20 protein-coding genes are annotated in these 23834 nt (G+C 65.5%); 9 read left to right on the top strand and 11 right to left on the bottom strand.

All coding sequences use genetic code 11. From position 1 onward, the window contains the following. Positions 1-145 precede the first annotated feature (145 nt). Positions 146-775 (top strand): nicotine blue oxidoreductase, encoded by a 630-nt coding sequence (nboR, locus tag FDW81_RS16455; protein ID WP_138135284.1) that lies wholly within the window; start codon positions 146-148, stop codon positions 773-775. Here the strand turns inward: nboR and FDW81_RS16450 are convergent. The 7 genes from FDW81_RS16450 to FDW81_RS16420 all read right to left on the bottom strand — a co-directional run bounded on the left by FDW81_RS16450 (position 764) and on the right by FDW81_RS16420 (position 9712). Next, a complete protein-coding gene (locus FDW81_RS16450) occupies positions 764-1402 on the bottom strand; it encodes a uracil-DNA glycosylase (RefSeq protein WP_138135283.1) in 639 nt (212 codons plus the stop codon). The genes nboR and FDW81_RS16450 overlap by 12 nt on opposite strands. A 32-nt stretch (positions 1403-1434) precedes the next feature. Beyond that, the gene (locus FDW81_RS16445) at positions 1435-2415 is read right to left on the bottom strand and encodes an aldo/keto reductase (protein ID WP_138135282.1); all 981 of its coding nucleotides are present in this window, start codon (positions 2413-2415) and stop codon (positions 1435-1437) included. 84 nt (positions 2416-2499) lie between these two features. Next, positions 2500-5325 (bottom strand): molybdopterin-dependent oxidoreductase, encoded by a 2826-nt coding sequence (locus FDW81_RS16440; protein ID WP_138135281.1) that lies wholly within the window; start codon positions 5323-5325, stop codon positions 2500-2502. Positions 5326-5328: 3 nt separating this feature from the next. Further along, positions 5329-6249, bottom strand: coding sequence for a xanthine dehydrogenase family protein subunit M (locus FDW81_RS16435; protein ID WP_138135280.1), 921 nt, complete (start codon positions 6247-6249; stop codon positions 5329-5331). Further along, on the bottom strand, positions 6240-7484 hold the full coding sequence (locus FDW81_RS16430; RefSeq protein ID WP_138135279.1) for an XdhC family protein: 1245 nt from the start codon (positions 7482-7484) through the stop codon (positions 6240-6242). The genes FDW81_RS16435 and FDW81_RS16430 overlap by 10 nt, the downstream gene beginning before the upstream one ends. Positions 7485-7661: 177 nt before the next feature. Further along, positions 7662-9203 carry an NCS2 family permease gene (locus tag FDW81_RS16425; RefSeq protein ID WP_138135278.1) on the bottom strand — a complete coding sequence of 514 codons (1542 nt, stop codon included), beginning with the start codon at positions 9201-9203 and terminating at the stop codon, positions 7662-7664. A gap of 14 nt (positions 9204-9217) precedes the next feature. Beyond that, positions 9218-9712 carry a nucleoside deaminase gene (locus FDW81_RS16420; protein ID WP_138135277.1) on the bottom strand — a complete coding sequence of 165 codons (495 nt, stop codon included), beginning with the start codon at positions 9710-9712 and terminating at the stop codon, positions 9218-9220. A 370-nt stretch (positions 9713-10082) separates the two neighbouring features. Here FDW81_RS16420 and FDW81_RS16415 point away from each other — a divergent pair, with 370 nt between their 5' ends. Then, positions 10083-11489 (top strand): 8-oxoguanine deaminase, encoded by a 1407-nt coding sequence (locus FDW81_RS16415; protein WP_171027253.1) that lies wholly within the window; start codon positions 10083-10085, stop codon positions 11487-11489. Between the two features lie 33 nt (positions 11490-11522). On the opposite strand, the gene FDW81_RS16410 is transcribed toward FDW81_RS16415, so the two are convergent. Beyond that, entirely contained in the window at positions 11523-11708 is a 186-nt protein-coding gene (locus FDW81_RS16410; RefSeq protein ID WP_138135276.1) for a hypothetical protein, read from the bottom strand. A gap of 345 nt (positions 11709-12053) precedes the next feature. Here FDW81_RS16410 and pucL point away from each other — a divergent pair, with 345 nt between their 5' ends. Further along, entirely contained in the window at positions 12054-12962 is a 909-nt protein-coding gene (pucL, locus tag FDW81_RS16405; RefSeq protein ID WP_138135275.1) for a factor-independent urate hydroxylase, read from the top strand. Between the two features lie 141 nt (positions 12963-13103). Further along, positions 13104-14609 (top strand): nucleobase:cation symporter-2 family protein, encoded by a 1506-nt coding sequence (locus FDW81_RS16400; RefSeq protein ID WP_138135274.1) that lies wholly within the window; start codon positions 13104-13106, stop codon positions 14607-14609. Between the two features lie 72 nt (positions 14610-14681). Here the strand turns inward: FDW81_RS16400 and FDW81_RS16395 are convergent, their stop codons facing one another. Together FDW81_RS16395 and FDW81_RS16390 are read right to left on the bottom strand one after the other, a co-directional pair. Further along, the gene (locus tag FDW81_RS16395; protein WP_138135273.1) at positions 14682-14930 is read right to left on the bottom strand and encodes an SCO4226 family nickel-binding protein; all 249 of its coding nucleotides are present in this window, start codon (positions 14928-14930) and stop codon (positions 14682-14684) included. A 157-nt stretch (positions 14931-15087) separates the two neighbouring features. After that, positions 15088-15843: an IclR family transcriptional regulator gene (locus tag FDW81_RS16390; protein WP_138135272.1), complete on the bottom strand. Its 756-nt coding sequence runs from the start codon at positions 15841-15843 to the stop codon at positions 15088-15090. Between the two features lie 222 nt (positions 15844-16065). On the opposite strand from FDW81_RS16390, the gene FDW81_RS16385 reads away from it, so the two are divergent. From FDW81_RS16385 to FDW81_RS16365, 5 genes are all read left to right on the top strand, one after another. After that, the gene (locus tag FDW81_RS16385; protein ID WP_138135271.1) at positions 16066-17511 is read left to right on the top strand and encodes an NAD-dependent malic enzyme; all 1446 of its coding nucleotides are present in this window, start codon (positions 16066-16068) and stop codon (positions 17509-17511) included. A 37-nt stretch (positions 17512-17548) separates the two neighbouring features. Continuing rightward, entirely contained in the window at positions 17549-19147 is a 1599-nt protein-coding gene (gene aceB, locus FDW81_RS16380) for a malate synthase A (RefSeq protein ID WP_138135270.1), read from the top strand. Between the two features lie 3 nt (positions 19148-19150). Next, a complete protein-coding gene (locus tag FDW81_RS16375; protein ID WP_138135269.1) occupies positions 19151-20428 on the top strand; it encodes an aldolase in 1278 nt (425 codons plus the stop codon). Positions 20429-20444: 16 nt separating this feature from the next. After that, entirely contained in the window at positions 20445-21257 is an 813-nt protein-coding gene (locus FDW81_RS16370) for a bifunctional allantoicase/(S)-ureidoglycine aminohydrolase (protein WP_138135268.1), read from the top strand. Between the two features lie 90 nt (positions 21258-21347). Beyond that, positions 21348-22490, top strand: coding sequence for a serine hydrolase (locus tag FDW81_RS16365; protein WP_138135267.1), 1143 nt, complete (start codon positions 21348-21350; stop codon positions 22488-22490). Between the two features lie 13 nt (positions 22491-22503). Here FDW81_RS16365 and FDW81_RS16360 read toward each other — a convergent pair whose 3' ends face one another. Then, positions 22504-23685, bottom strand: a complete 1182-nt coding sequence (locus FDW81_RS16360; protein ID WP_138135266.1) for a zinc-dependent alcohol dehydrogenase — start codon at positions 23683-23685, stop codon at positions 22504-22506. Between the last annotated feature and the right edge of the window lie 149 nt (positions 23686-23834).

Here is a 23834-nt window from a genome sequence, read left to right as displayed (position 1 = left end):
AAAGCGCTGCAGATGCTCTCTGCCAGGGGCGAGGTGGAGGAGGGCGCGCCGTCGTACGCCCTGGACCGGTACAAGCTGCTGGACGTCAACGCCGGAACCACAGGCGGGACCGGCGGCGACGCCTAGGGGAGAGTAGGGTGCAGCTATGGGGAACACTGGTGACGTCAGGACCACCGGCCTGGTACTCGCTGCCGGCGCCGGCACCAGGCTCGGCAAAGGCCCCAAAGCGCTGCTCCCCTACCGCGGCCGGCCGCTCGTTGAATCCGTAGCCGGAGCACTGCTCGACGGCGGCTGCCGGGAGGTGGTGGTGGTGCTCGGCGCCGGAGCACCGGACGTCATCGCCGCCGCGGAGCTGGGCCGCTACCGCACCGTGGTGAACCAGGAGTGGCAGTCCGGGATGGGCAGCTCCCTCCTGCAGGGCAACGCCAGTGCCGCCCCGGAGGATCATCTCCTGGTGGCACTCGTTGACCAGCCAGGCGTGACCACCACAACGGTGCAGCGGCTGCTGGCAGCCCACCGTCCCGGCCGGATTACTGCGGCGGCGTACTACGGCAGTGCTGCCGCAGCGGAGGGTGCCGGTGGCAGGCTCCGCCGCGGGCACCCGCTGGTGATCGACGTAGCGCTCCGCAGCGACGTGGCGCAAACGGTGACCGGCGACGCCGGGGCGCGCGGCTTCCTGGGGGACCACCCGGAGCTGGTGGATGAGGTGGACTGCAGTGACCTGTGCACGGGAGAAGACATCGACACCCCGGCCCAGCTGGGGTTACTGGGCTAGCAGCTCCTCGAGCCCCCGCTTAAAGCCGGACCGGCCGCCATGGGAAGGATGCCTCACCTTCCGCACCTCCATGCCACTGCGCAGCAGGCTGCGGTGCGCCACGTTGCCCACAGCCACCACGGTTTCGATGCCAAAGAGCTCCACCAGCTGCTGCCAGAACGGAGTGCCCAGCTTCGCCTCCGCTGCCGTTGGGGTGCGGTTGGACTGCGGCCGGCCCGGGACGTGCGTATGCCAGGGGCAGGCGCTCCACAGCAGGGGAAGGAACTGCAGTTCCGCCAGCACCTCCCACATCACCGTAGCCGTGGGCTCGGCCGCAACCCCTGCAGCGTCCTCCGGAAGCGTGTACCCCTTGCCCGGGCCAAACAATCCGAAACTGTTGGCCTGGCCCTGGAACATAGTGCGGTTGGTGAACGGCACCCCGGTGATCCTCATGCCCCTGAAGCCGGGGGCTTCCCCCAGCAGCAGCATCTGCGGCGACCGCTCCTGCATTTCCGCCAGGTAGAGCTCAAGGTTGTGCCGGCGCTGGGCGTTTGCAGGCGCCGAGTGGCCAAGGAAGTTGTTGCGCCCCGGCCCCGACGGCACGGCTGAGAGCCGCTCCACGAAGGCGCCCAAGGCTGTTTCTGCCACTCACAGCCCCCGGTCGGACGCGATCAGCCCTGCTACCAGCGCGGGTGGATGGCCTCGCGGAAGTAGTGGTCGTAAATCCAGCGGACCCCGGCGTCAAACTCTTCGGTGACCTGCACGGAAGCCGCCGCTGCGTTCGCTTTCGCCTGGTCCACGTTGCGTGCGCCGGGGATCACCGTGGTCACGCCGTCCTGGGCCGCGATCCAGGCGATGGCTGCCTGGGCAGTGGTGGCTCCGGAAGGTACCAGCTGTTCGAACTCGGCCACGGCCTTCAGCCCGAGCTCGTAGTCCACGCCCGAGAAGGTTTCGCCAACGTCGAATGAGTCACCGTTGCGGTTGTAGTTCCGGTGGTCGTTCTCCGCGAAGGTGGTGTCCTTGGTGTACTTGCCGGACAGCAGCCCCGAAGCAAGCGGCACGCGGGCGATGATTCCCACGTTTGCCGCCTTTGCGGCGGGAAGGACCTCGTCCAGGGGCTTGAGCCTGAAGGCGTTCAGGATGATCTGGACGGAGGCTGTACTTCCGCGCCGGATCGCTTCCAGCGCCTCGTCGGTCCGTTCCACGCTGACACCGTAGTTCCGGATGGCACCCTCCGCCACCAGGGTGTCCAGGGCGTCGTAGACCTCGTTGCTGCTGAACACCGGAGTGGGCGGACAATGCAGCTGGACCAGGTCCAGGGTGTCGGTGCCCAGGTTCTTCCGGGACCGGTCCACCCACTGGCGGAAGTTGGCCAGGGTGTAGTTCTCCGGTTTCTGGTCCACCCGGCGGCCCATCTTGGTGGCTACCGTGATGTCCAGGCCGGGATTGTCTGCGAGGAACCTTCCGATGGCCTGTTCGCTCTTGCCGTCACCGTAGACGTCGGCCGTGTCGAAGAAATTTACTCCTGCTTCGACGGAGGCCGCCAGGATGGCCTGCGTCTGGGCCGGGTCCACGTTGCCCCAGTCGGCTCCGAGCTGCCAGGTGCCGAGTCCCACGATGGAGACGTTACGTCCGGTGTTGCCTAAAATCCGATGTTCCATCCCTCGACTATATGCAACGATGCAGGGTGAGGTGGGTCACCGGCTGCCGGACGCGCCTGTTTGGGGCTTTTGTGACCCCCTTTTTCAGGTGAGCAGCGATTCAGTGGGGACCAGCCCCGCTTCCTTAAGCCCCAGGTAAATCCGGTCCCGCGCAATGGGCAGCGACGCGAACCGCACTCCCGTCGCGTTACGAATGGCATTCGCCAGGGCGGGGGCAACGGGGTTGAAGGGACTTTCGCTCATGGACTTGGCACCCAGCGGCCCCACCTTGTCCTTGGTGTCCGCGAAGTACACTTCGCTGCGCGGCACGTCCGCGAAGGTGGGAATGTGGTACTGCCGGAGGATGTCCGTGGTGACCCGGCCTGTGTCGTCGATCACCACTTCCTCGTACAGTGCTGCGCCGATGGCCTGGGCGATCCCGCCCTCGATCTGCCCGCGGCACTGGCGCGGGTTGACCACCACGCCGGCGTCCGCCGCCTGCACGCTCTGCAGGATCCTCAGCTCCCCGGTGCCACGGTTCACCGCGACCCGGAACCCGTGGACGTTGAAGGCGACAGACCGCGGCGTCCCGCCCCAGCGTCCCTCTGCAGAGAGTTCGACGCCGGCTTCGGCAGCCTGCTGCGCCAGTTCAGACAGTGCCACGGGATTGCCGTCTATGACAACCGTGTCGCCGTCAAGGACGCAGGCCGAGGCCTGCGTCTGCCGGATGCCGGCGGCAAAGGCGCGGATCCTCACGGCCAGTTCCTCGGCCGCGGCAAGCGTGGCCTTTCCGGCCACCACCGTTCCTGCCGAGCCAAAAGCACCAGTGTCGTGCTCCACCAGATCCGTATCCGACTGCCGTACTGCAACGTTCGCGGCTTCGGTGGAAAGCGCGGTAGCCGCCAGCTGGGCATGGACTGTGGTGGTTCCGTTGCCGAATTCAGCCGTTCCCACGTCGGCCTGGTACGTGCCGTCCGGCAGGAGCCTCAGCCTGGAGTGGGCAAAGTGGCCGCGCGGGGGCACGGTGTCGATCATGGACAGGGCAGTTCCCTCGCCGGTGAGCCAGTCAGGTCCAAGCTCGTCCAGTCCGGCGGCACGATAGCGCTGGCGGCCGCGGGCCAGTGCGTCGCGGACCAGGCCCAGGCACTGGTCAAGCCCGTAGCTGCCGTAGTAGACATCCTCCTCAGGGTCCGGCTGGGTTGAGAGCATGCGGTCGCCTTCGCGCACCATGTTCCGGCGGCGGAACTCGAAGGGATCCATGCCGATGCCGGCCGCAAGTTCGTCCATCGCGGACTCGATGGCGAAAACCATCTGGCTCAGCCCGTAGCCGCGGAAGGCCCCGGCCGGAACCGTGTTGGTGTACATCGCATGCGCGTCCACCTTCTTGTTGGGGCAGTTGTATACCGCCAGGGATTCGCCGCAGCCATGGAACATCACACCCGGGCCGTGGTTTCCGTAGGCGCCGGTGTTGGTCAGGACGTCCAGTTCCAGCGCGGTCAGCCGGCCGTCGGCTGCAGCCCCGGCCTTGAGTTTGATGGTGAACGGGTGCCGGGTGGTGGTGGCGGTGAACTGCTCAGTCCTGGTAAGTTCCAGCTGGACCGGGCGGCCCAGCTTCAGGGCTGCGAGGGCCACGATGTCCTCGGTCAGGACTTCCTGCTTGCCGCCGAAGCCGCCGCCGACCCGTCCTGCCACCACGTGCACCTTGTCCTCCTCCAGGCCGAACACCCGGCAAAGGGTGCGGCGGACCAGGAACGGGACCTGGCTGGACGTGCGCACCTGCACGCGCCCTTCACCGTCCACGGACGCGATGGCCGCATGCGTTTCCAGGGCCACGTGCTGGACCCGCTGTGTTTGGTAGGTCTGTTCGTGAATGAAGTCCGCGGCGGCAAAGCCCTCGGCCACGCTGCCCAGTTCGGCGTGCAGTTCGGCCACCACGTTGCGTTCGGGGCGGGAAATGCGGGACGCCATTCCGTCCTTGTCCCCGTGCACTAGCGGCGCGCCGCGCAGCAGTGCTTCCTGCGGCGAGAAGACCGCCGGCAGTTCCTCATACTCCACGTCCAGTGCACGCACACCGGCTTCGGCGGCAGCCACCGTTTCGGCCACCACCGCCGCCACCCGCTGACCCCGGAACCGCACCACGTTGTCCAGGACGCGCGTATCGTCCGGGTCGTCGGTAAATAGTTCATGCTGGGCGGTGGAAAACAGCTGCTCCGGTACGTCCTCATGGGTGAAGACCGCAACAACGCCCGGGACCTTCAGCGCTGCATCGGCATTGATGGAAAGCACGCGGGCGTGCGCAAGCGGCGAGCGCAGGAGCTTGAGGTGGAGCAGGCCCTGCAACTGGTCCACGGGCACGTCCAGGGTGTAGCGGGCGGCGCCGGTAACCACAGCCCGGCTGGCAGGTGCGGGAACGTCGTCGCCCAGTTGCCCGGGCTCGGGATCGGGCTGCCCCTCCCCCGCAATGCCGGAACCCTGTCCTTTCGGATCCGGGTGCCCGGCATGCCCGCAGACGGCATCGGAAATGGCCCTGTACCCGGTGCACCGGCAGAGGTTGCCCTTCAGGTTTCGGGGCAGGTTCTCCTTCTGCTCGTCGTCGAAGGTGGCAGCGGTCATCACCATGCCTGCCGTACAGAAGCCGCACTGGAAACCCTGCCGCTCCATGAACTGCTGCTGCACCGGATGGAGGTCGGCACCGCCGGCGGTTGCGGCGAGCCCTTCGATCGTGGTGACGGCATGGCCTTCCGCGCGGACCGCTGGATAGATGCAGCTGTGCACCGGGGTACCGTCAACGTGGACAGTGCACGCGCCGCAGTCTCCGCCGTCGCAGCCCTTCTTGACGCCCAGGTTTCCCTGCTCGCGCAGGTAGGTGCGCAGGCACTGTCCCGGGCGGGGTGCCGTTTCAGCCGTCGTTCCATTAATTTCAATGGCCATTGCTCAGGCCCCTTCCTGCTGGGCGGCAAGCCCACTGTCCTTAGGCGGCCAGAAGTCGCCCGATACCCGGAGTCCGGGCGCCCCGTCCGGAGCGGCGAGTTCGGCCCGGATTTCTTCGGCTAGCCGGTAAGTCATGTCCCGGCGCCACACCGGCAGGCCATGGATGTCGTCGTGGTAGAGATCCTCAGGAATTGCCGCGCTGACGGCATCTGCCAGCCTATCGGCGTCCGGCAACCCGTCGAAGCGCAGCTGCACGGGCCGCTTGGTGGCGGCTGTAACGGTCAGGACCAGGGAGGTACCGCCGTCGAGCCTTCCAATCAGCAACACCCCGGACCTGCCCAGGTTGCTGAGGGACAATCGGCGGAACGCCGCCCGGGAGGCAAGGGCCGACGCCGGCAAGTGGACGCTGCGCAGCAGCTCGCCGGGTGCCAGGCAGTTCCTGGCGTCGCCGGTAACGAAGTCCGCCACGGGCACGGTGCGGCTGGTCCCACCGGGTCCGATGATGGTGGCCATGCCGTCCAGCCCGGCGGAGAGCGAGATGATGGGGCCGGCGGGCAGTGAGGTGCAGAGGTTGCCGCCCACCGTAGACATGTTCCACACCTTGAAGGAGGCGACGAAGGAATCGCAGCAAGGGTGGACCAGGTCCAGCCCGGGCCAGCTGCGTCCCGCCACCGCCGGTGACCCGGGAAGGCTGTACAACTGGGAGATGGTGCAGGTGGCGGCGAGCTCGATGCCGTCGTCGGTGACGGTTACCGGGGTCCAGCCTGCGCTGCCGAGGTCGAGGAGCCGCTTCAGCGGCCGGGGACCGAAGGCGAAGCTGCCGTAGGAGAACAGCACGGTGCCGCCGGCCAGCCAGGCGTCGCCGTCGCGCCATTCTGCGGGGTCGGTGGTGGGGACCACCGCCTCGATGGTGTTCATGTCCATGCGATCTCCTGCTGATTAACTGTGGCGCTGGCCTGTACCGGCTGCCGGCGCGCCGGGTGCTGATGGATGGGGCCGGACCTGTCCCGAAGAGGGGTACAGCCGGGGGCCCGGTTGCGTGCTGCAACGATTTCGGCAGTGATGGAAACCGCCACTTCGGCGGCAGAGACGGCGCCGATGTCCAGGCCAATCGGCGAATGGAGTGAGGCGATCCGCTCCGGCCGGACCCCGGCGGCGAGGAGCTCCTCCACCCGCTGCAGGTGGCTCCTCCGGGACCCCATGGCACCCACATAGGCGAGGTCCAGGTCCAGGGCTTTCTCCAGCAGTGGGAGGTCGAACTTCGGATCGTGGGTGAGGACCGCCGCGACGGTGCGGCCGTCCAGGCGTCCGGCCGCAGATTCCGCAGCCAGGTAGCGGTGCGGCCAGTCGGTCACCACGTCATCGGCGGCAGCGAATCTGGACTGCGCCGCGAACGCGGGGCGGGCGTCCACCATGGTTACGCGGTAGCCAAGCAGTTTTGCGGCCGGGATGAGGGCTGCACCGAAGTCATTGGCACCAAACACCAGCATCCGCGGCGGCGCGAGCCGGGATTCCACCAGGAGGGAAGGTCGCATGCTGTCCTGCGGGTCCTGTCCGAGCTTTTCCGGGAGGCAGTTGCCTGGCTCGGCAAGCGGGATTACGTCGGCGCCGCCGTTGCGAAGGATCGACTCCATCCGGAGCAGGGCCACGGAGTGCCCCTGCTCCACTAGAGAAGCCAGTTCCGGCAACACCGCCGCGCGCGCGGCCGCCGGATCATGGACCACGACGGCGCCGCCTCCGGACGTGCCTAAGCGGCGTACCAGCGCCACTGGCTCGCCCGGCGCCAGCTCCGCCAGTTGATGCAGCACGGTCCGGAGCGGGTGGGCGGGCTGGCCCGGTGCGTCCGGGGCCACCGGTTCGATATGGATGTCCAGCTCTCCCCCGCAGGTGAGCCCGGCGGCGAAAGCATCGGCAGAACTGAAGCCGAAGCGCTTCCCTCGCGCGGCGCCGTCGTCCATGGCTTCCTGGGCGAGCGCCACCACGGCGCCTTCCACGCAGCCGCCGGAGAGGCTGCCCAGTACGTCCCCGGAGGCGGCGACAATCATGGAGGTTCCGACAGGCCGGGGCACGGAACCGCTGGCGGCAACGATGGTGGCAACGGCGAACTGGCTACCGAGGAAATGCGCCCCGGAGCGAAGCGAAGGGATCAGGTCAAGCATGGCTGCACTCCTTGGTCCGCGCGGCGGTGGTGTCCATTGTCGTTCCTGTCGGTGATTCGGAAAAGCAGGTGGTTCTGGAAGCGGATTGTTCTTTGGAATTTGCCTGGTCCGGACATCCGCATCCCCTCCCAGGAATGCGGATGTCCGGAAGCGGCACGAGGTGGCCACAGGGTCCGGTCAGGCACCCAGCAGCAGGTTGATCGGTCCGCGGGCGAAGTAAATTAGGAAGCCGGCACTGACCACCCACATGAGCGGATGGACCTTCTTCGCCTTGCCGGACGCCGCACCGATGATGGCCCAGCTGATGAAGCCGACGCCGATTCCGTTGGCGATCGAGTAGCTCAGCGGCATGGTGACAATGGTGAGGAATGCCGGCAGGGCCACGCTGAACTTGCTGAACTTGATCTCGCGGATCTGCGCCATCATCATGGCGCCCACCACCACCAGTGCGGCGGCAGCGACCTCGAGCGGAACCACGCTGGTGAGCGGGGTAAGGAACATCGAGCCCAGGAACAGCACACCGGTGACCACAGATGCCAGGCCCGTGCGGGCGCCTTCACCAATTCCCGCTGCTGAGTCGATGTACACGGTGTTGGAGGAGCCGGAGGTAGCTCCGCCCGCCACGGCACCGAGCCCTTCAACGATGAACGCGGACTTCAGCCGGGGGAACGTCCCGTCCTTGTGGGCCACCCCGGCGCTCTTCGCGAGGCCGGTCATGGTGCCCATGGCATCGAAGAAGTTGGTGAACACCAGCGTGAACACCAGCATGGTGGCCGCGAGCCCGCCGATCCTGGCGAACGAGCCGAAGAGGTCGAACTGGCCCACCAGTGCCAGGTCCGGGGCCGAGACCAGCTGGCCGGACAAAACGGGGGTGTTCAGGTGCCAGCCGCCGGGATTTGTCTCGCTGGCCGGGCCGATCTTCATGACGGCTTCGACCACCGCCGCCAGGAACGTTGTGGCCACGATCCCGATCAGCAGGCCACCCTGGACTTTGCGTGCCACCAGGATGCCCATGGCCAGCAGGCCTACGATGAATACAAGGGTGGGGACCGAGGTGATGGAGCCGCCGTTGCCCAGCTGGACGGGAGGCCCGCCCGCGGTCGCCTTCACGAAGCCCGAGTCCACGAAGCCGATGAAGGCGATGAACAGGCCGATGCCCACCGTGATGGCGGCCTTCAGCTCCTTGGGTACTGCGCGGAAGATGGCGGTCCGGGCACCGGTGACGCCAAACAGGACGATCAGGATGCCGTTGATCACCACCAGGCCCATGGCTTCAGCCCAGGTCACTTCCTGGATGACTGAAACCGCCAGGAATGAGTTGATGCCGAGTCCGGCGGCGAGGCCGAACGGCAGGTTGGCGACCAGTCCGAAGAGTATGGTCATCACGCCTGCGGTGAGTCCGGTGACGGCGCCCACCTGCGCGGCAGAAAGCCAGCCCCCGGCGACGTCGGTGGGGGCGTTTCCTGCGCTGAACCCGCCGAGAATGAGCGGGTTAAGGATGACGATGTACGCCATGGTGAAAAAGGTGACCAGGCCGCCACGGAATTCGCGGGCGAGCGTTGAACCGCGCTGCGTCACCTGGAAGAAACGGTCAAGGAAAGAGTTCAACGCCGGCGGGCGTGGAGTGCCTGCCTGAGCGCTGGGGGTGCGCGGCGCCGTTTTTGCGCTGCGGGGTTGTGGAGCCGAATGCTCCTCGTGGGAGTTGTCCAGGATGGTCATGTCAGCCGCCCGGCCTAGTAGTCGATCCTGGTGTCGAGCGTGTTCCAGGTGTTGAACGGCTCCAGCGGCGCGGGGGCCTGCGGGTCGTTCAACACCAGCTTCGAGACCGGCATCAGGGAGTTCCGGTCCTTGTTGTCGAAGTATTCGTAGAAGACGGCGTCGTCGAAACCGACCGAGGCGGCGTCATGGCGGTCTGCTGCGAAGACCACCCGTTCCACCCGTGCCCAGAGTGCGGAGGCCAGGCACATGGGGCATGGCTCGCAGCTGGTGTAGAGGATGGCGCCGCTGAGGTCGAACGTGCCGAGCTCGCGGCAGGCCGTGCGGATCGCGGTGACCTCGGCGTGGGCGGTGGGATCGTTGTCCGCGGTGACCCGGTTGACGCCGTCGAACGTCCGGCCGTCCGCCGTGACGATCATTGCTCCGAAAGGTCCCCCGCTGTTCAGGACATTGGCCGTGGCCAACCTGATGGATCTGGCCAGGAATTCTTCGGCCGTGACGGTGGTACTCATGATGCGACTTCCTTATTGCCGGGAAGCCTGTTGCCGTTTTGCAGGACCAGTAGAACCAGGTGCGACGGTTACCAGGCTTCAGCATGTGCTGTGAAGGTTAAGTTGCGCCTGGTAGATAGCTTCCCGGAGTCCGGGTGCCCGCCTTTGGCAAAAACGAGACTAGCACCGGATTGTGGGCTGCGCCATAGTTTTCTGGAACTTTAATTTCGCTAGGTGAAATCTATGTTTCGGGTTCTTCACCTGCCCCTGCCGCTGCGGTCACAATGCGGGGCGTTGACGCAGGTCAAGGCTACTCCTTACCCTGATCGGACCCGCCCTGCCCCGCAGCGGCGGCCACCTGGATCAGCAGACAGGGCCTCACTGAGCTGGAATGACTACTACCGCGCTCAGACAAGGACAGCCCGTGCCCATCCCCGCCACTCTTCCTTCCGCAACCCGCCTCTGGATCAGGAATCCGCAAGCCGCCTTCACTGCCAACAGCCTTGACGCTTCAGCCGGCCTGGTGGTCAGCGGCGGGACGATTGTCGAGGTGCTTGCCGCCGGACAGCAGCCCGCCGAGCCGTGCGACGGGACTTTCGAGGCGGGCAACCACGTTCTGCTGCCGGGCCTGATCAACACCCATCACCACTTCTACCAAACCCTCACCCGGGCCTGGGAGCCGGTAACCAACGCACCCCTGTTCCCCTGGCTGCAGAACCTGTATCCGGTCTGGGCAAGACTGACCCCGCGTGACCTTGAGCTCGCCACCACCGTGGCGCTGGCAGAGCTGCTGCTCTCCGGCTGCACCACGGCCGCGGACCACCATTACCTCTTTCCGGCCGGCCTGGAGGGTGCGATTGATATCCAGGTGCAGGGTGTGCGCCGGCTGGGGATGCGTGCCACTCTCACCCGGGGGTCCATGACCTTGGGAACGGACGCCGGCGGCCTGCCGCCGCAGTCCACTGTCCAGGCTCCTGAGGTGGTGCTGGAGGACAGCGCACGCCTGGTTGACCTCTACCACGAACGCGGCGACGACGCAGTGATCCAGATTGCCCTGGCCCCATGCTCACCCTTCTCGGTGACAAAGGAGATCATGGCTGAAAGTGCAGCGTTGGCTGAACGTCTGGATGTGCGGCTGCACACGCACCTCGCCGAGACCCTGGACGAGGAGGACTTCTGCCGGCAGATGTTCGGGCTGCGGACTGTTGACTACCTGGACAGCGTGGGCTGGCTGACGGACCGCACCTGGCTGGGCCACGGCATCCACTTCAGTGATGCGGAGATCGCGAGGCTGGGAGCCGCGGGCACCGCCGTCGCGCATTGCCCTACCTCGAACATGCGCCTGGCGTCGGGGACCGCGCGGGTCGTGGAGCTGGAGGACGCAGGGGTTCCCGTGGGGCTGGGAGTGGACGGCTCTGCGTCGAACGATGCCTCAAACATGATCCTGGAAACGCGGCAGGCACTCTATCTCCAGCGGCTGAAGTACGGCGCGGACGTTCCCGTGGAGCGGGCGCTCGGCTGGGCAACGCGCGGTTCGGCCGCAGTGCTGGGCCGTTCCGGATTGGGGCAGCTCGCGCCCGGAATGCAGGCGGACCTGGCACTCTTCCGGCTGGATGACCTGCGGTTCTCCGGGAGCCACGACCCCATTGCCGCACTGCTGCTGTGCGCTGCCGACCGCGCCGACAGAGTGATGGTGGGCGGGCAATGGCGTGTAGTGGACGGGCAAATCCCGGGACTTGATGTGCCCGGGCTCATCGCCGAGCACTCCGCGGCGGCGCGCCGGCTGGTGAACGATTAACGGGGCCTCGGCCGTCCGGCCGGCGTCAGCGCTCTAGGAGCGCCGGCTGAATCCCGGAAGCGCGTGGACCCAACGCGAGAAGCGGCCGGGGACGTGTTCGCGGTCGGCGGGGAGGTAAAAGTCCGGATCAGTCCCGCCGCCCAGGGGGAGGTAGAACTCGGGGACTGACGGTGCCCCCGTTGGTGCCGGTGCTACCTGCGGGCTGTCCTGCTGGTACATCTGATCCTCCTCCGGGAGATGTTTCCGTAAAGCGGAAAATAAGTTTTGCCCTACGAAAAAGCATAGGCCGCGGCAACTGCTGCGTCAATGGTTTGCAAAGCCTCCGGTCATAAAACGAATTTTCGGTTTGTGATGTACACCACCGGTTTCCGGGGGTACGCTGGATGTCAATTCGTGGCGCATGTCACGTAACCTGGGAGCAGCAGGCAGGGTCGTTAATGAGCTGGCATCAATGGATGTCGGCTCTTTTTTGTTGGGTCGGCTCCACCGGAAACGCGCTTGAAACGCGCGCTTAATTTCAGTGATGGAACCTAGGTTCCACTTACCGGAAGTTGGGAACAGACCATGAGCAGCAAGATCATCCTCGGCGAAAACCAGTACGGAAAGGCCGAGGTCCGGGTCGTCAAAATCACCCGCGACACCGACCGCCACGAAATCGAAGACCTCAACGTTACCTCGCAGCTGCGGGGCGATTTCGCGGCCGCCCACCTCGAAGGCGACAACGCCCACGTGGTGGCCACCGACACCCAGAAGAACACCATCTACGCCTTCGCCCGCGACGGCGTCGGCTCCCCCGAGGCGTTCCTGCTTCGCCTCGGGGAGCACTTCACCTCCAGCTTCGACTGGGTCACCGGCGGGCGCTGGGAAGCCGAGTCCTACAGTTGGAACCGGATCCAGGCCCACGGCGCGGAGCATGACCACTCCTTCGTGCGGAACGGCCAGGAGGTCCGCACCGCGGTCCTGGTCCGGGACGACGCTACCACGCACCTGATCTCCGGGCTCAAGGACCTGACTGTGCTGAAGTCCACGCAGTCCGGCTTCGTGGGCTACCCGAAGGACAAGTACACCACACTGCCCGAAACCACTGACCGCATCCTGGCCACGGACGTCTCCGCGCGCTGGCGCTTCAAGTCCGGCACCGACTTCGGCGCGCTGGACTTCAACAAGAACTATGACGACATCAAGGGCCTCCTGCTCGAAGGCTTCACGGAGAAGTACTCCCACGCCCTGCAGCAGACCCTGTTCGACATGGGCGCCAAGGTGCTGGAAGCCCACAGCGAAATCGACGAGATCAAGTTCTCGATGCCCAACAAGCACCACTTCCTGGTTGATCTCGCACCGTTCGGCCTCGACAACCCCAACGAGGTCTTCTACGCCGCCGACCGCCCCTACGGCCTGATCGAGGCCACCGTCCAGCGCGACGACGCAACCGCGGCTCCTGCCGCCTGGTCCGGTATCGCCGGCTTCTGCTAAACCCCTTTTTCCGGTGGTTGAGCCGGGAACCGGCTCAACCACCGGCCCCAAAACCGGATATTTTCACGTCTTCAGCTTCACCTGTTAGCCAGACAACGTTAGCCAGACGATGACGTCTGCCATGAACCAAGAAAGTCTGCCATGAACACCAAGAAGAAACTGGCCGCTGCGGCCGCCCGTAAAGGATCAGCGAAGGCCCGCCCGGAGGACCAGAGGCTCCCCATCGGAAGCACGTTTGCCTACGGTTTCCAGCACGTCCTCACCATGTACGGCGGCATTATTGCCCCGCCCCTGATCATCGGCGCCGCCGCCGGCATGAGCTCTCAGGACATCGGCCTGCTCATCGCAGCCTGCCTTTTCGTCGGCGGCCTCGCAACCATCCTGCAGACGGTCGGCGTTCCCTTCTTCGGCTCCCAGCTGCCGCTGGTCCAGGGCGTCTCCTTCGCCGGGGTCTCCACAATGGTGGCCATCGTCCATGGAGGCGGCGGAATCCAAGCAGTGTTCGGCTCGGTCATCGCGGCATCGCTGATCGGCCTGCTGATCACACCGCTGTTCTCGAAGATCATCCGCTTCTTCCCGCCGGTGGTCACGGGAACGGTGATCACCACCATCGGCCTGACTTTGATGCCGGTGGCAGCCAACTGGGCCATGGGCGGCAACAGGACTGCCGAAAATTACGGCAGCATGGGCAACATCGGCCTCGCAGCAGCCACCATGGCCATCGTCCTGCTCCTGAGCAAAGTAGGCAGCGCAGCCATTTCCCGGTTGTCCATCCTGCTCGCGATGGTCCTGGGCACCCTCATCGCCTTCGTGTTCGGCAGGGCCGACTTCTCCAAGGTGGGCCAGGGCGAGATCGTCGCCTTCCCCACCCCGTTCGCGTTCGGCCCGCCCGTCTTCGAGATCGCGGCCATCATCTCCATGCTGATCGTCATCCTGGTGACCCTGACCGAAACCTCGGCCGACATCATCGCCGTGGGCGAGATCGTTGGCACCAAAGTGGACTCCAAGAGGATCGGCGACGGCCTCCGGGCGGACATGCTCTCAAGCGCCATTTCGCCGTTGTTCAACTCCTTCACCCAGAGCGCCTTTGCACAGAACGTCGGGCTCGTGGCCATCACGGGTGTGAAAAGCCGCTTCGTGGTCAGCGCCGGCGGCCTGATCCTGGTGATCCTCGGACTGCTGCCCGTCCTCGGGCGTGTGGTCGCCGCGGTGCCCACGCCCGTCCTGGGCGGAGCCGGCGTCGTACTCTTCGGAACAGTGGCCGCCAGCGGCATCCGCACCCTGGCCAAGGTGGAGTACCGGAATAACATGAACCTGATCATCGTGGCAGCTTCCATCGGATTCGGCATGATCCCCATCGCCGCACCCGCCTTTTACGACAAGTTCCCCACCTGGTTCGGCACCATCTTCCACTCCGGCATCAGCTCCGCAGCCGTGATGGCCATCCTGCTGAACCTGCTCTTCAACCACCTCAAGGCCGGCAACTCGGAGAACCAGTCTGTGTTCGTCGCGGGCACGGGCCGGGTCATCAGGGAAGAAGACCTGAAGTGCCTTGAGCACGGGGACCGCTTTGAAAACGGCAAGCTCATCGACTGCGACGGCAAGGAAGTTCCCGTGCAGTCGTCCGAGAAGGCTTCGGAGCACTAGGAAGTACAAAGACAGTTCACCGCAGTGGTCCCAAAAGGAACACTGCGGTGAACTGTTGTTATTGCCGGATACTTATACCATCAGGGGCACGGGATGAATTTCATCCGCCGGATGGCCGGCCCGCTCGTGGATCCGTTTTACGGCGTCTGCAGACGGAGCTTCGGACAGGCAATAGACCAGGCCGGATTCGGGATCCGCCCAGGCTTGTTTGAAGTCAACCTGCTCGTCCGCCTGGATTGCCAGATCCGCGTCATGCGCGGCGTGCAATTGCTCTGCGGTGATACCGACCATATTGTGATGCACATCCATGAAGGTTGCCATGACAGCACTCCCAAGGGTTGATTCCAATGGATGGGCCGATGCTACGCCTGCTCCATCAACCGGTCAACGACATTTTCCGCCGCCATTCGGCGCCCGGAACAGGCCTGCCGGGGGCAGGGCCTGCCAGAGCTGGAACGACAGCGGTACGCCCGGCGGGTCAGGTGCGGTTGAGCTCCAGCGAGATGGCCTCGGCTGCTTCGCGCAGGACGGGCACGGCTTTGTCAGCGAAGTGCTCGTCAACGCGGGAAACCGGCCCGGACACGGAAATCGCGGCGGGCGTGGGCGCATCCGGCACCGCCATGGCAAAGCAGCGCACGCCGAGCTCCTGCTCCTCCTCGTCAATAGAGTAGCCCCGTTCCCGGATGAGCTTGAGGTCCGCCAGGAGGTCGTCCACATCACCGATGCTCCTGGGTGTGGGGGTTGGCATCCCGGTGCGTGCAACTATGCCGCGCACGGTGTCATCGTCCAGCTGGGCCAGGATGGCCTTGCCCACGCCGGTGTCATGCATGTGGGCGCGCCGGCCCACCTCAGTGAACATGCGCATCGAGTGCAGCGACGGTACCTGCGCAACATAAATGACCATGTCCGAATCCAGCACGGCCATGTTGGAGGTCTCTCCAAGCCTGTCCACGAGCGTTTTCAACTGCGGCCGGGCCACGGCGCCCAGCTGTTTGTTCGCACCTTCGCCCAGCCGGATGAGCCGCGGACCCAGGGCATACCGCCGGTTCGGCAGCTGCCGGATATAGCCAAGCGACACCAGGGTCCGCAGCAGGCGGTGGATGGTGGGCAGGGGCAGGTCCGTGGATGAGGAAAGCTCGCTGAGCGTGACGTCGCCGCCGGCGTCCGTGATGAGCTCCAGCAGTTCGAAGACGCGCTCCACCGACTGCACGCCGCCCGGCGCTTTTTCTGCCATTCCGTTGTCTCCTACGGCTCGGAATCCGACAACTCTTATCCGCATCGTGAAAAGAGTTGCTTAGAACACCCAACATACAGCACCGCCGCAGAGACCGCGATGCACGCAAGGCAGTCTTATTTTGAAGGGTTGTATTTCCATCTTGCAGATAATAATATCCATAATACGAAAAGGTTTTAATTGAGCAGACGCCCGGCCCCGGGCCTAACAGGAGGACATTCAATGGCGAACCCCAGCCCCGGAAATTCGATCACCCTGCGCGTGGAAGCACCCTCGAGCTTCAGCGCCACCAGCGAACTGGCTGCCGCAGTCGGCGCCGCAGGCGCAGCCATCACTGCACTGGATGTCAGCGAATCCCACCACGAGACCCTGGTGGTGGACGTAACCTGCAACACCACGGACGATGAACACGCGGGCCGGGTCAAGGACGCCCTCAACGCGCTCGACGGCGTCAAGGTCCAGCACGTCTCCGACCGCACCTTCCTAATGCACCTGGGCGGCAAGCTGGAAGTCGTCCCCAAGGTAGCCCTGCGCAACCGTGACGATCTTTCCCGCGCCTACACGCCCGGCGTCGCCCGCGTCTGCCTCGCCATCGCCGAGGACCCCGCAGCCGCCCGCAATCTGACTGTCAAACGCAACACCATCGCGGTCGTCACCGATGGCTCGGCCGTACTGGGCCTTGGCAACATCGGCCCAGCCGCCGCGCTTCCCGTGATGGAGGGCAAGGCCGCACTGTTCAAGCAGTTCGCCAACGTGGACGCCTGGCCCGTCTGCCTGGATACCCAGGACACGGAAGAGATCATCAGGATCGTCAAGGCACTGGCCCCGGTGTATGGCGGCGTCAATCTTGAGGACATCGCAGCCCCGCGCTGCTTTGAAATCGAAAACCGGCTCCGAGAGGAACTGGACATCCCGGTATTCCATGATGACCAGCACGGCACCGCCATCGTCACGCTCGCCGCCCTGGTGAACGCACTGCGCGTGGTGGGCAAGAAGCTTGAGGAAGTAAAGATCGTGGTCTCGGGCGTCGGAGCCGCCGGCTCGGCCATCATCCAGCTCCTAAAGGCCCAGGGCGCGCGGCATATCATCGCCGCCGGCCGCTCCGGCGCCATCCACTCCGGTGAGGAGTACGGCGACGAGCACCGCAGCTGGATCGCAGCCAACACCAACGAGGAAGGCTTCGCCGGCACCCTGCACGAGGCCCTCGTCGGCGCGGACGTCTTCATCGGCGTCAGCGCCCCGCACGTCATCGGCGAGGAACAGGTGGCAGCCATGGCGCCGAACGCCATCGTGTTCGCCATGGCCAACCCCACGCCGGAAATTGATCCCGTCATCGCGTCGAAGCACGCCGCCGTCGTAGCCACGGGCCGCAGCGACTTCCCCAATCAGATCAACAACGTGCTGGCTTTCCCGGGCTTCTTCCGCGGTCTGCTCGACGCCGGGGCCTCGGACATCACCCCGGAGATGCTGGTGGCCGCCGCGGAGGCGATCGCCAGCCGGGTGGCTGACGATGAGCTCAATGCCAGCTACATTATCCCCAGCGTCTTCGATCCCCATGTGGCAGCCGATGTTGCGTCCGCTGTTGCAGCTGCTGCCCACGCCGCCAGCGTGGCAACGGCGGCTGCACCGGTAGCTGCGGAGCCCGAAGCAGCCCTGGCCAGCGCCTGATTCACCGCCTGACTTCAGCACAAGGAAAGGACCAGAAATGGCCATCACTGTCACAGACCCCCGGCCCATCGACCGCGCGGAGGAAATCCTCACGCCCAAGGCACTGGCCTTCGTGGAGGAACTGCACAACCGCTTTGCCGGCACCCGCAACGAACTCCTGCAGGCCCGCGCCGCCAAGCGGCAACGCGTGGCGGAGACAGGCAAGCTGGACTTCCTGCCGGAGACCAGGGACGTGCGCGACGGCGACTGGAAAGTTGCGCCCGCGCCTGCAGCTTTGCAGGACCGCAGGGTCGAGATGACCGGGCCGGCCTCACCGGCAAAGATGGCCATTAACGCACTGAACTCCGGCGCCAAGGTGTGGCTCGCGGACCTCGAGGATGCCAGCACGCCCACGTGGGGCAACGTCATTGACGCCATCCTCAACCTCCGCGACGCCGCCCGGGGCACCCTCAGCTACACCTCGGACGAGGGCAAGGAGTACCGGCTCCGCACTGACGCGCCGCTCGCCGTCGTGGTGGCCCGCCCCCGCGGCTGGCACATGCAGGAAAAGCACCTGCTGCTCGACGGCGAACCGGCCGTAGGTGCCCTGGTGGACTTCGGCCTGCACTTCTTCCACATCGCCAAGCAGCTGGTGCAGAACGGACAGGGTCCCTACTACTACCTGCCCAAGATGGAAAGCCACCTTGAAGCACGGCTCTGGAACGATGTTTTCGTCTTTGCCCAGGACTACCTTGGCCTGCCGCAGGGCACCATCCGGGCCACTGTCCTCATCGAGACCATTCCGGCCGCCTTTGAGATGGACGAGATTCTGTACGAACTGAGGGACCACGCCTCCGGCCTGAACGCCGGCCGCTGGGACTACCTGTTCAGCATCATCAAGTACTTCCGGGACGGCGGCGAGGAGTTTGTCCTGCCGGACCGCGCTTCCGTTGCCATGACTGCGCCGTTCATGCGCGCCTACACCGAACTGCTGGTGAAAACCTGCCACAAGCGCGGTGCCTTCGCCATGGGTGGCATGGCGGCCGTCATTCCGAACCGGCGGCACCCGGAAGTGACCGAGGCGGCGTTCGAAAAGGTCCGCGCGGACAAGACCCGCGAGGCGAACGACGGCTTCGACGGTTCCTGGGTTGCGCACCCGGACCTGGTGGCCACCTGCCGCGAAGTTTTCGACTCGGTGCTGGGCGGCAAGCCGAACCAGGTGGACAGGCAGCGCCCGGAGGTCAACGTCACTGCCGAACAGCTGCTGGACGTCTCCTCGGCAGACGGACAGGTGACCGAAGCCGGGCTGCGGCTGAACCTCTATGTCGCCGTTGCCTACACTGCTGTTTGGCTGTCCGGCAACGGTGCGGTGGCCATTCACAACCTGATGGAGGACGCGGCCACCGCCGAGATCTCCCGCTCGCAGGTATGGCAGCAGATCCGCAACAAGTCCGTCCTCGCGGACACCGGCAACACTGTCACCCGCGAACTGGTGGAACGGATCCTGGGCGAGGAGACAGAGCGGCTCCGCACCGAGTTCGGTGACGAGGCCTTCCGCCGCTACTACCAGCCGGCCAGCGAACTGATCGCTGACATCTGCCTGTCCGAGGACTACACCGACTTCCTTACCACCCCCGCCTACGAACTGGTGGGCTGAGGCATGGCAGCTTCACCCAAACCCTCGCTGTCTGCCGGGGACCTTGCCAACATCGACGGGCAGCTGGCCGCCACGGACCGGCTGCTGGAGCGGAACTACCCGGGCGACGACGGCTCCCGTCAGCCCGTCCACACGGTGTACGTGCCGGCGGACCGGTTCACGCCGTCGTTGGCTGCTGACTGGGGCGCCCAGGCGCTGGCAACCGCTGAGGCTCACGGCGGCCTGGAGAGGCTGGGCTGGTTGCTGGAGCAGCCGCTCTCCCTGAGCGCAGCGGTTGCCTCCCGGGTAGCGGACAAGCTCCGGCAGGAACCGATTGAGGACCTCCGGCTGGACTTCGAAGACGGCTACGGCGACCGCGGGGACGAAGCGGAGGACTCAGATGCCTGCACTGCCGCCCGCCAAGTAGCCGAGGCCGTTGCTGCCGGCACAGCTCCCCCCTTCATCGGAATCCGCTTCAAGTGCTTCGAATCCGCCACGCGGGCCCGCGGACTCCGGACGCTGGATCTGTTCGTCTCGGGGCTGGCCGAGGCGGGGGAACTGCCGCAGGGGCTTGTCCTCACGCTCCCCAAGGTGACCACGGTGGCCCAGGTACAGGCAATGGGCTATGCGGTGTCCCGGCTGGAGGAAATCCACTCGCTGCCCGCCGGGCGCCTCCGGTTCGAGGTCCAGGTTGAGACGCCGCAGCTCATTTTGGGACCGGACGGTTCCTCCCCCGTGGCACAGCTGCCGCACGCGGTTCCCGGCCGGATCAGTGCCCTGCACTATGGCACGTACGACTACTCTGCTTCGCTGCAAATCGCGGCTGAGCACCAGTCCATGGAGCATCCGGTGGCTGACTTCGCCAAGGAAGTCATGCAGCTGGCCGTGGCTGGAACCGGCATCAGGCTGTCTGACGGTTCCACCAACATCATTCCTGTAGGCGCCAACGTGGAGAACGCCTGGCGGCTTCATGGCCGGTTGGTGCAGCGTTCACTGGAACGGGGCTACTACCAGGGCTGGGACCTGCACCCGGCCCAGCTTCCGAGCCGCTTCGCCGCCACCTACGCCTTCTATCGGCAGGGCCTGCCCGCCGCCGCGGCACGCCTGCGGAACTACGTTGAACAGACGGAAGGCGGCGTCATGGACGAACCCGCCACGGCCCGTGCGCTGGCCGCCTTCGTCCTCCGCGGCGTCCAGTGCGGCGCTGTTGGTGCCCATGAGGTCCAGGCGCTTGCCGGCGTCGGAATTCCCCAGCTCACTGCACTGGCGCACCCGCGACTCGCCGCAACCTCCAACTCCTAAGCAAAGGATCCCTTTCATGGGCAAGTACTACTACCCCGAAGGCGGCCTGCCGCCGCAGACCCACCTCACCACCGAGCGCGCCATCGTCACCGAGGCGTACACAGTGATCCCCAAGGGCGTCATGACGGACATCGTCACGTCCAATCTTCCGGGCTTTTCAAACACCCGCTCCTGGATCATCGCCCGCCCCATTTCGGGCTTCGCCACCACGTTCTCGCAGCTGATCGTGGAGATCGGCCCGGGCGGCGCTGCCCCCAAAGCCGAGTTCGAGGCCGGCGTGGAAGGCGTGGTCTTCGTTACCAAGGGCACGGTCAACCTCACCCTGGACGGCGAACTGCACCAGCTCGAGGAGGGCGGCTACGCCTACCTGGCCGCCGGTGCGCAGTGGGGCCTGGAGAATGTTTCGGACGACATCGTGTCCTTCCATTGGATCCGCAAAGCCTATGAACGTCTGGAAGGGTACGAGGCCAAGTCCTTCGTCACCAACGAAAAGGACGTGGAACCTACGTCGATGCCGGACACCAACGACGTCTGGAAGACCACCCGCTTCACGGACTCCAATGATCTGGCCCACGACATGCAGGTGAACATCGTGACGTTCCAGCCCGGCGGCGTCATCCCGTTCCCGGAAACCCACGTGATGGAGCACGGCCTGTACGTCCTGGAGGGCAAGGCCATGTACCTGCTGAACAACGACTGGGTGGAGGTGGAAGCCGGCGACTTCATGTGGCTGCGAGCCTTCTGCCCGCAGGCCTGCTACGCCGGCGGCCCTGGCGAGTTCCGCTACCTGCTCTACAAGGACATGAACCGCCAGGTGCGCCTCACCTAACGCCCGCCCCACACAACCGACCCGCAAAAAATCGTCTTCAAAACCCGTTTTCCGACGTCAACTGCAAGTTGGTTGGGGAGAATTGATTCCATGGGCAGGCGGCGTGGCTGCGGGAGGAAGCGGATTACGGCCGCCCTGTGCGCGGCCCTGCTGGCGGCCGCCGTCGGGTGCACCGGGGAGCCGCCACCGCCGGAACCGGACGAGCCTGCCGCGTTCGCCCTCCTGGAGAACTTCAGTGCCCGGATGGTGGAGGAAGGTGCCCCTGCAATCGTGGTCTCGGTCCGGAACAGGGGTGAGGCCTGGACGCACGCGGCCGGCATACGGAGCCTGGAGTCCGGGGAGTCCGCCACGGTTGCCGATCCCGTCCACGTCGGCACCATCACTGAGTCCATGGTGGCCGTTTCCGTGATGAAGCTGGTGGAAGAGGGCAGACTGGACCTGGACGGCCAGGTCAGCGCCTATTTGCCTGAGTTCGGTACACTCCTGCAGCCGCCTGGGCCCCTCACTGTCCGGCAGCTGCTGACGCACGAATCAGGAATCCCCGACTTCACCGTCCCCCTGCTGGCATCGGGACGCTGGGTGGAGAGGATGAACCGGCCGCTCAGCCTCGAAGAGCAGTTGGCCCTCGCTGGCACCGTTCCCTGGGACGGGCGGCTGGCACGGATCTTTGACTACTCCCGCTCGAACTACGCGGCTCTTGCCCTGATTGTTGAGCGGCTCCGCGGCCAGGACCTTGCTACGGTCCTGGCCGCGGATATCGCCGGTCCCCTTCGCCTGGCAACAACCAGGCTGGGGGGCTCCCCGCCCACGGCCATGATTCACGGATACATCACCGTCGAAGGCATGAGGCAGGATGCCGGCATGCCGGCCTGGTTGGCCGAGGCCCCCTCCAACGGAGCCGTGTCCACGGTTGAGGAAGTGAACACGTTCTACGCGGCGCTGCTCCAGGGCAGGCTGCTGGCACCGGACACAGTGACGGCCATGAAGGGGGGATACTCGCAGTATTACGGCTTTGCCCTGCGGCGCTGGAACAACACCTGCACCAACCGCTTTTACTATGGACTCCCCGGCGATGTGGACGGCTATGGAACCGTGGCCATGACCAGCGAGGACGGCAGCAAGCAAATCGCCATGACGGTCGCTTACCCGCCCGCACCACCCACCCTGGAGTTGAACCCATTGATTTACGAGATGCAGGAGGTGGCGCAGGAGGCGATGAACAGCCTGTGCTGAATTAACTCGGGAGTCAGGCGCCGGGGTTCAGGACCACCTTGATGCAGCCGTCCTCTTTTTTCTGGAACTTCTCGTACAGGGCGGGCGCCCCTTCCAGTCCCGAACGGTGGGTAACCAGATCCATCACGCCCAGCGGATCGGCGTCGTCTTCCACCAAAGGAATCAGGTCATCGATCCAGTGCCGAACATTGCACTGGCCCATCCGGATCTGGAGTTGCTTGTCGAACATGGTGAGCATCGGCATGGGGCTGGCTTGGCCCCCGTACACGCCGCTCAGGGAGAGCGTTCCGCCGCGCCGCACGGCGTCGATGGAGGTGTGCAGCGCCGCCAGCCGGTCCACGCCGGCGGTCTCCATGGCCTTTTGCGCCAGCTTGTCCGGCAGCAGGCCCAGCGCCTGGTGGGCGAAGCCCGCTGCGGGAGAACCATGGGCTTCCATGCCGACGGCGTCCACCACCGCGTCCGGGCCCCTTCCGGCGGTCATCTCCCGCAGTTCGTCCGCCACGTCTTTGCCGTAGTCGAGGGCTTCCACCCCGTGCCGCGCAGCCATCTCGCGGCGCTCGGGAACAGGGTCGATGCCGATGACGCGAAGCCCCCGCTGGACGCCGATCCTGCCGGCGAACTGGCCCACCGGGCCCAGCCCGAACACTGCGAGGGTGCCGCCGGCAGGAGTGTCGGCGTACTCCACTGCCTGCCATGCGGTGGGGAGGATGTCCGAGAGGAAGAGGTACCGCTCATCCGGAAGTTCCGTGCCGACTTTCACCGGGCCGTAATCCGCGTGCGGGACGCGGAGGTATTCGGCCTGGCCGCCGGGCACAGAACCATACAGCTCTGAGTAGCCGAAGAGGGCGGCGCCTGAGCCCTTGTCCTTAACCTGGGTGGTTTCACACTGGGACTGCAGCCCCAGCGAGCACATGTAGCAGTGGCCGCAGGCAATGTTGAAGGGAACGACCACCCGGTCACCCTTCCGCAGGTTGGTGACTGCGCTGCCCACTTCCTCCACGATGCCCATGGGTTCGTGTCCGATGACATCGCCCTTGTGCATGTACGGTCCCAGCACCTCGTACAGGTGCAGGTCCGATCCGCAAATCGCCGTGGAGGTGATGCGGACAATGGCATCCGTCGGCTCCTGGATCACAGGGTCCGGTACTTCCTCCACGCTTACAGAACGTTTTCCTTGCCACGTCAGTGCTTTCACAACTCGCCTTTCCGGAAGTCCTGCCGTCAGTCGGGGCTCGCGCCCGTCCTTCGACGCTATCGGCAATCGGACAAAAAAGTAAGCAGGCTGACTAAAGCCTTGTCGTCGCGGGCTGCGGCTCCTAGCGTAGGAAGAGCCACATCCGCAGA

Origin of the sequence: Pseudarthrobacter sp. NamB4 (genome assembly GCF_005796185.1) — a bacterium.
Lineage (GTDB): Bacteria > Actinomycetota > Actinomycetes > Actinomycetales > Micrococcaceae > Arthrobacter.
Note: the sequence above shows the minus strand (reverse complement) of the source record. Positions and strands in the feature narration are given on the sequence as shown.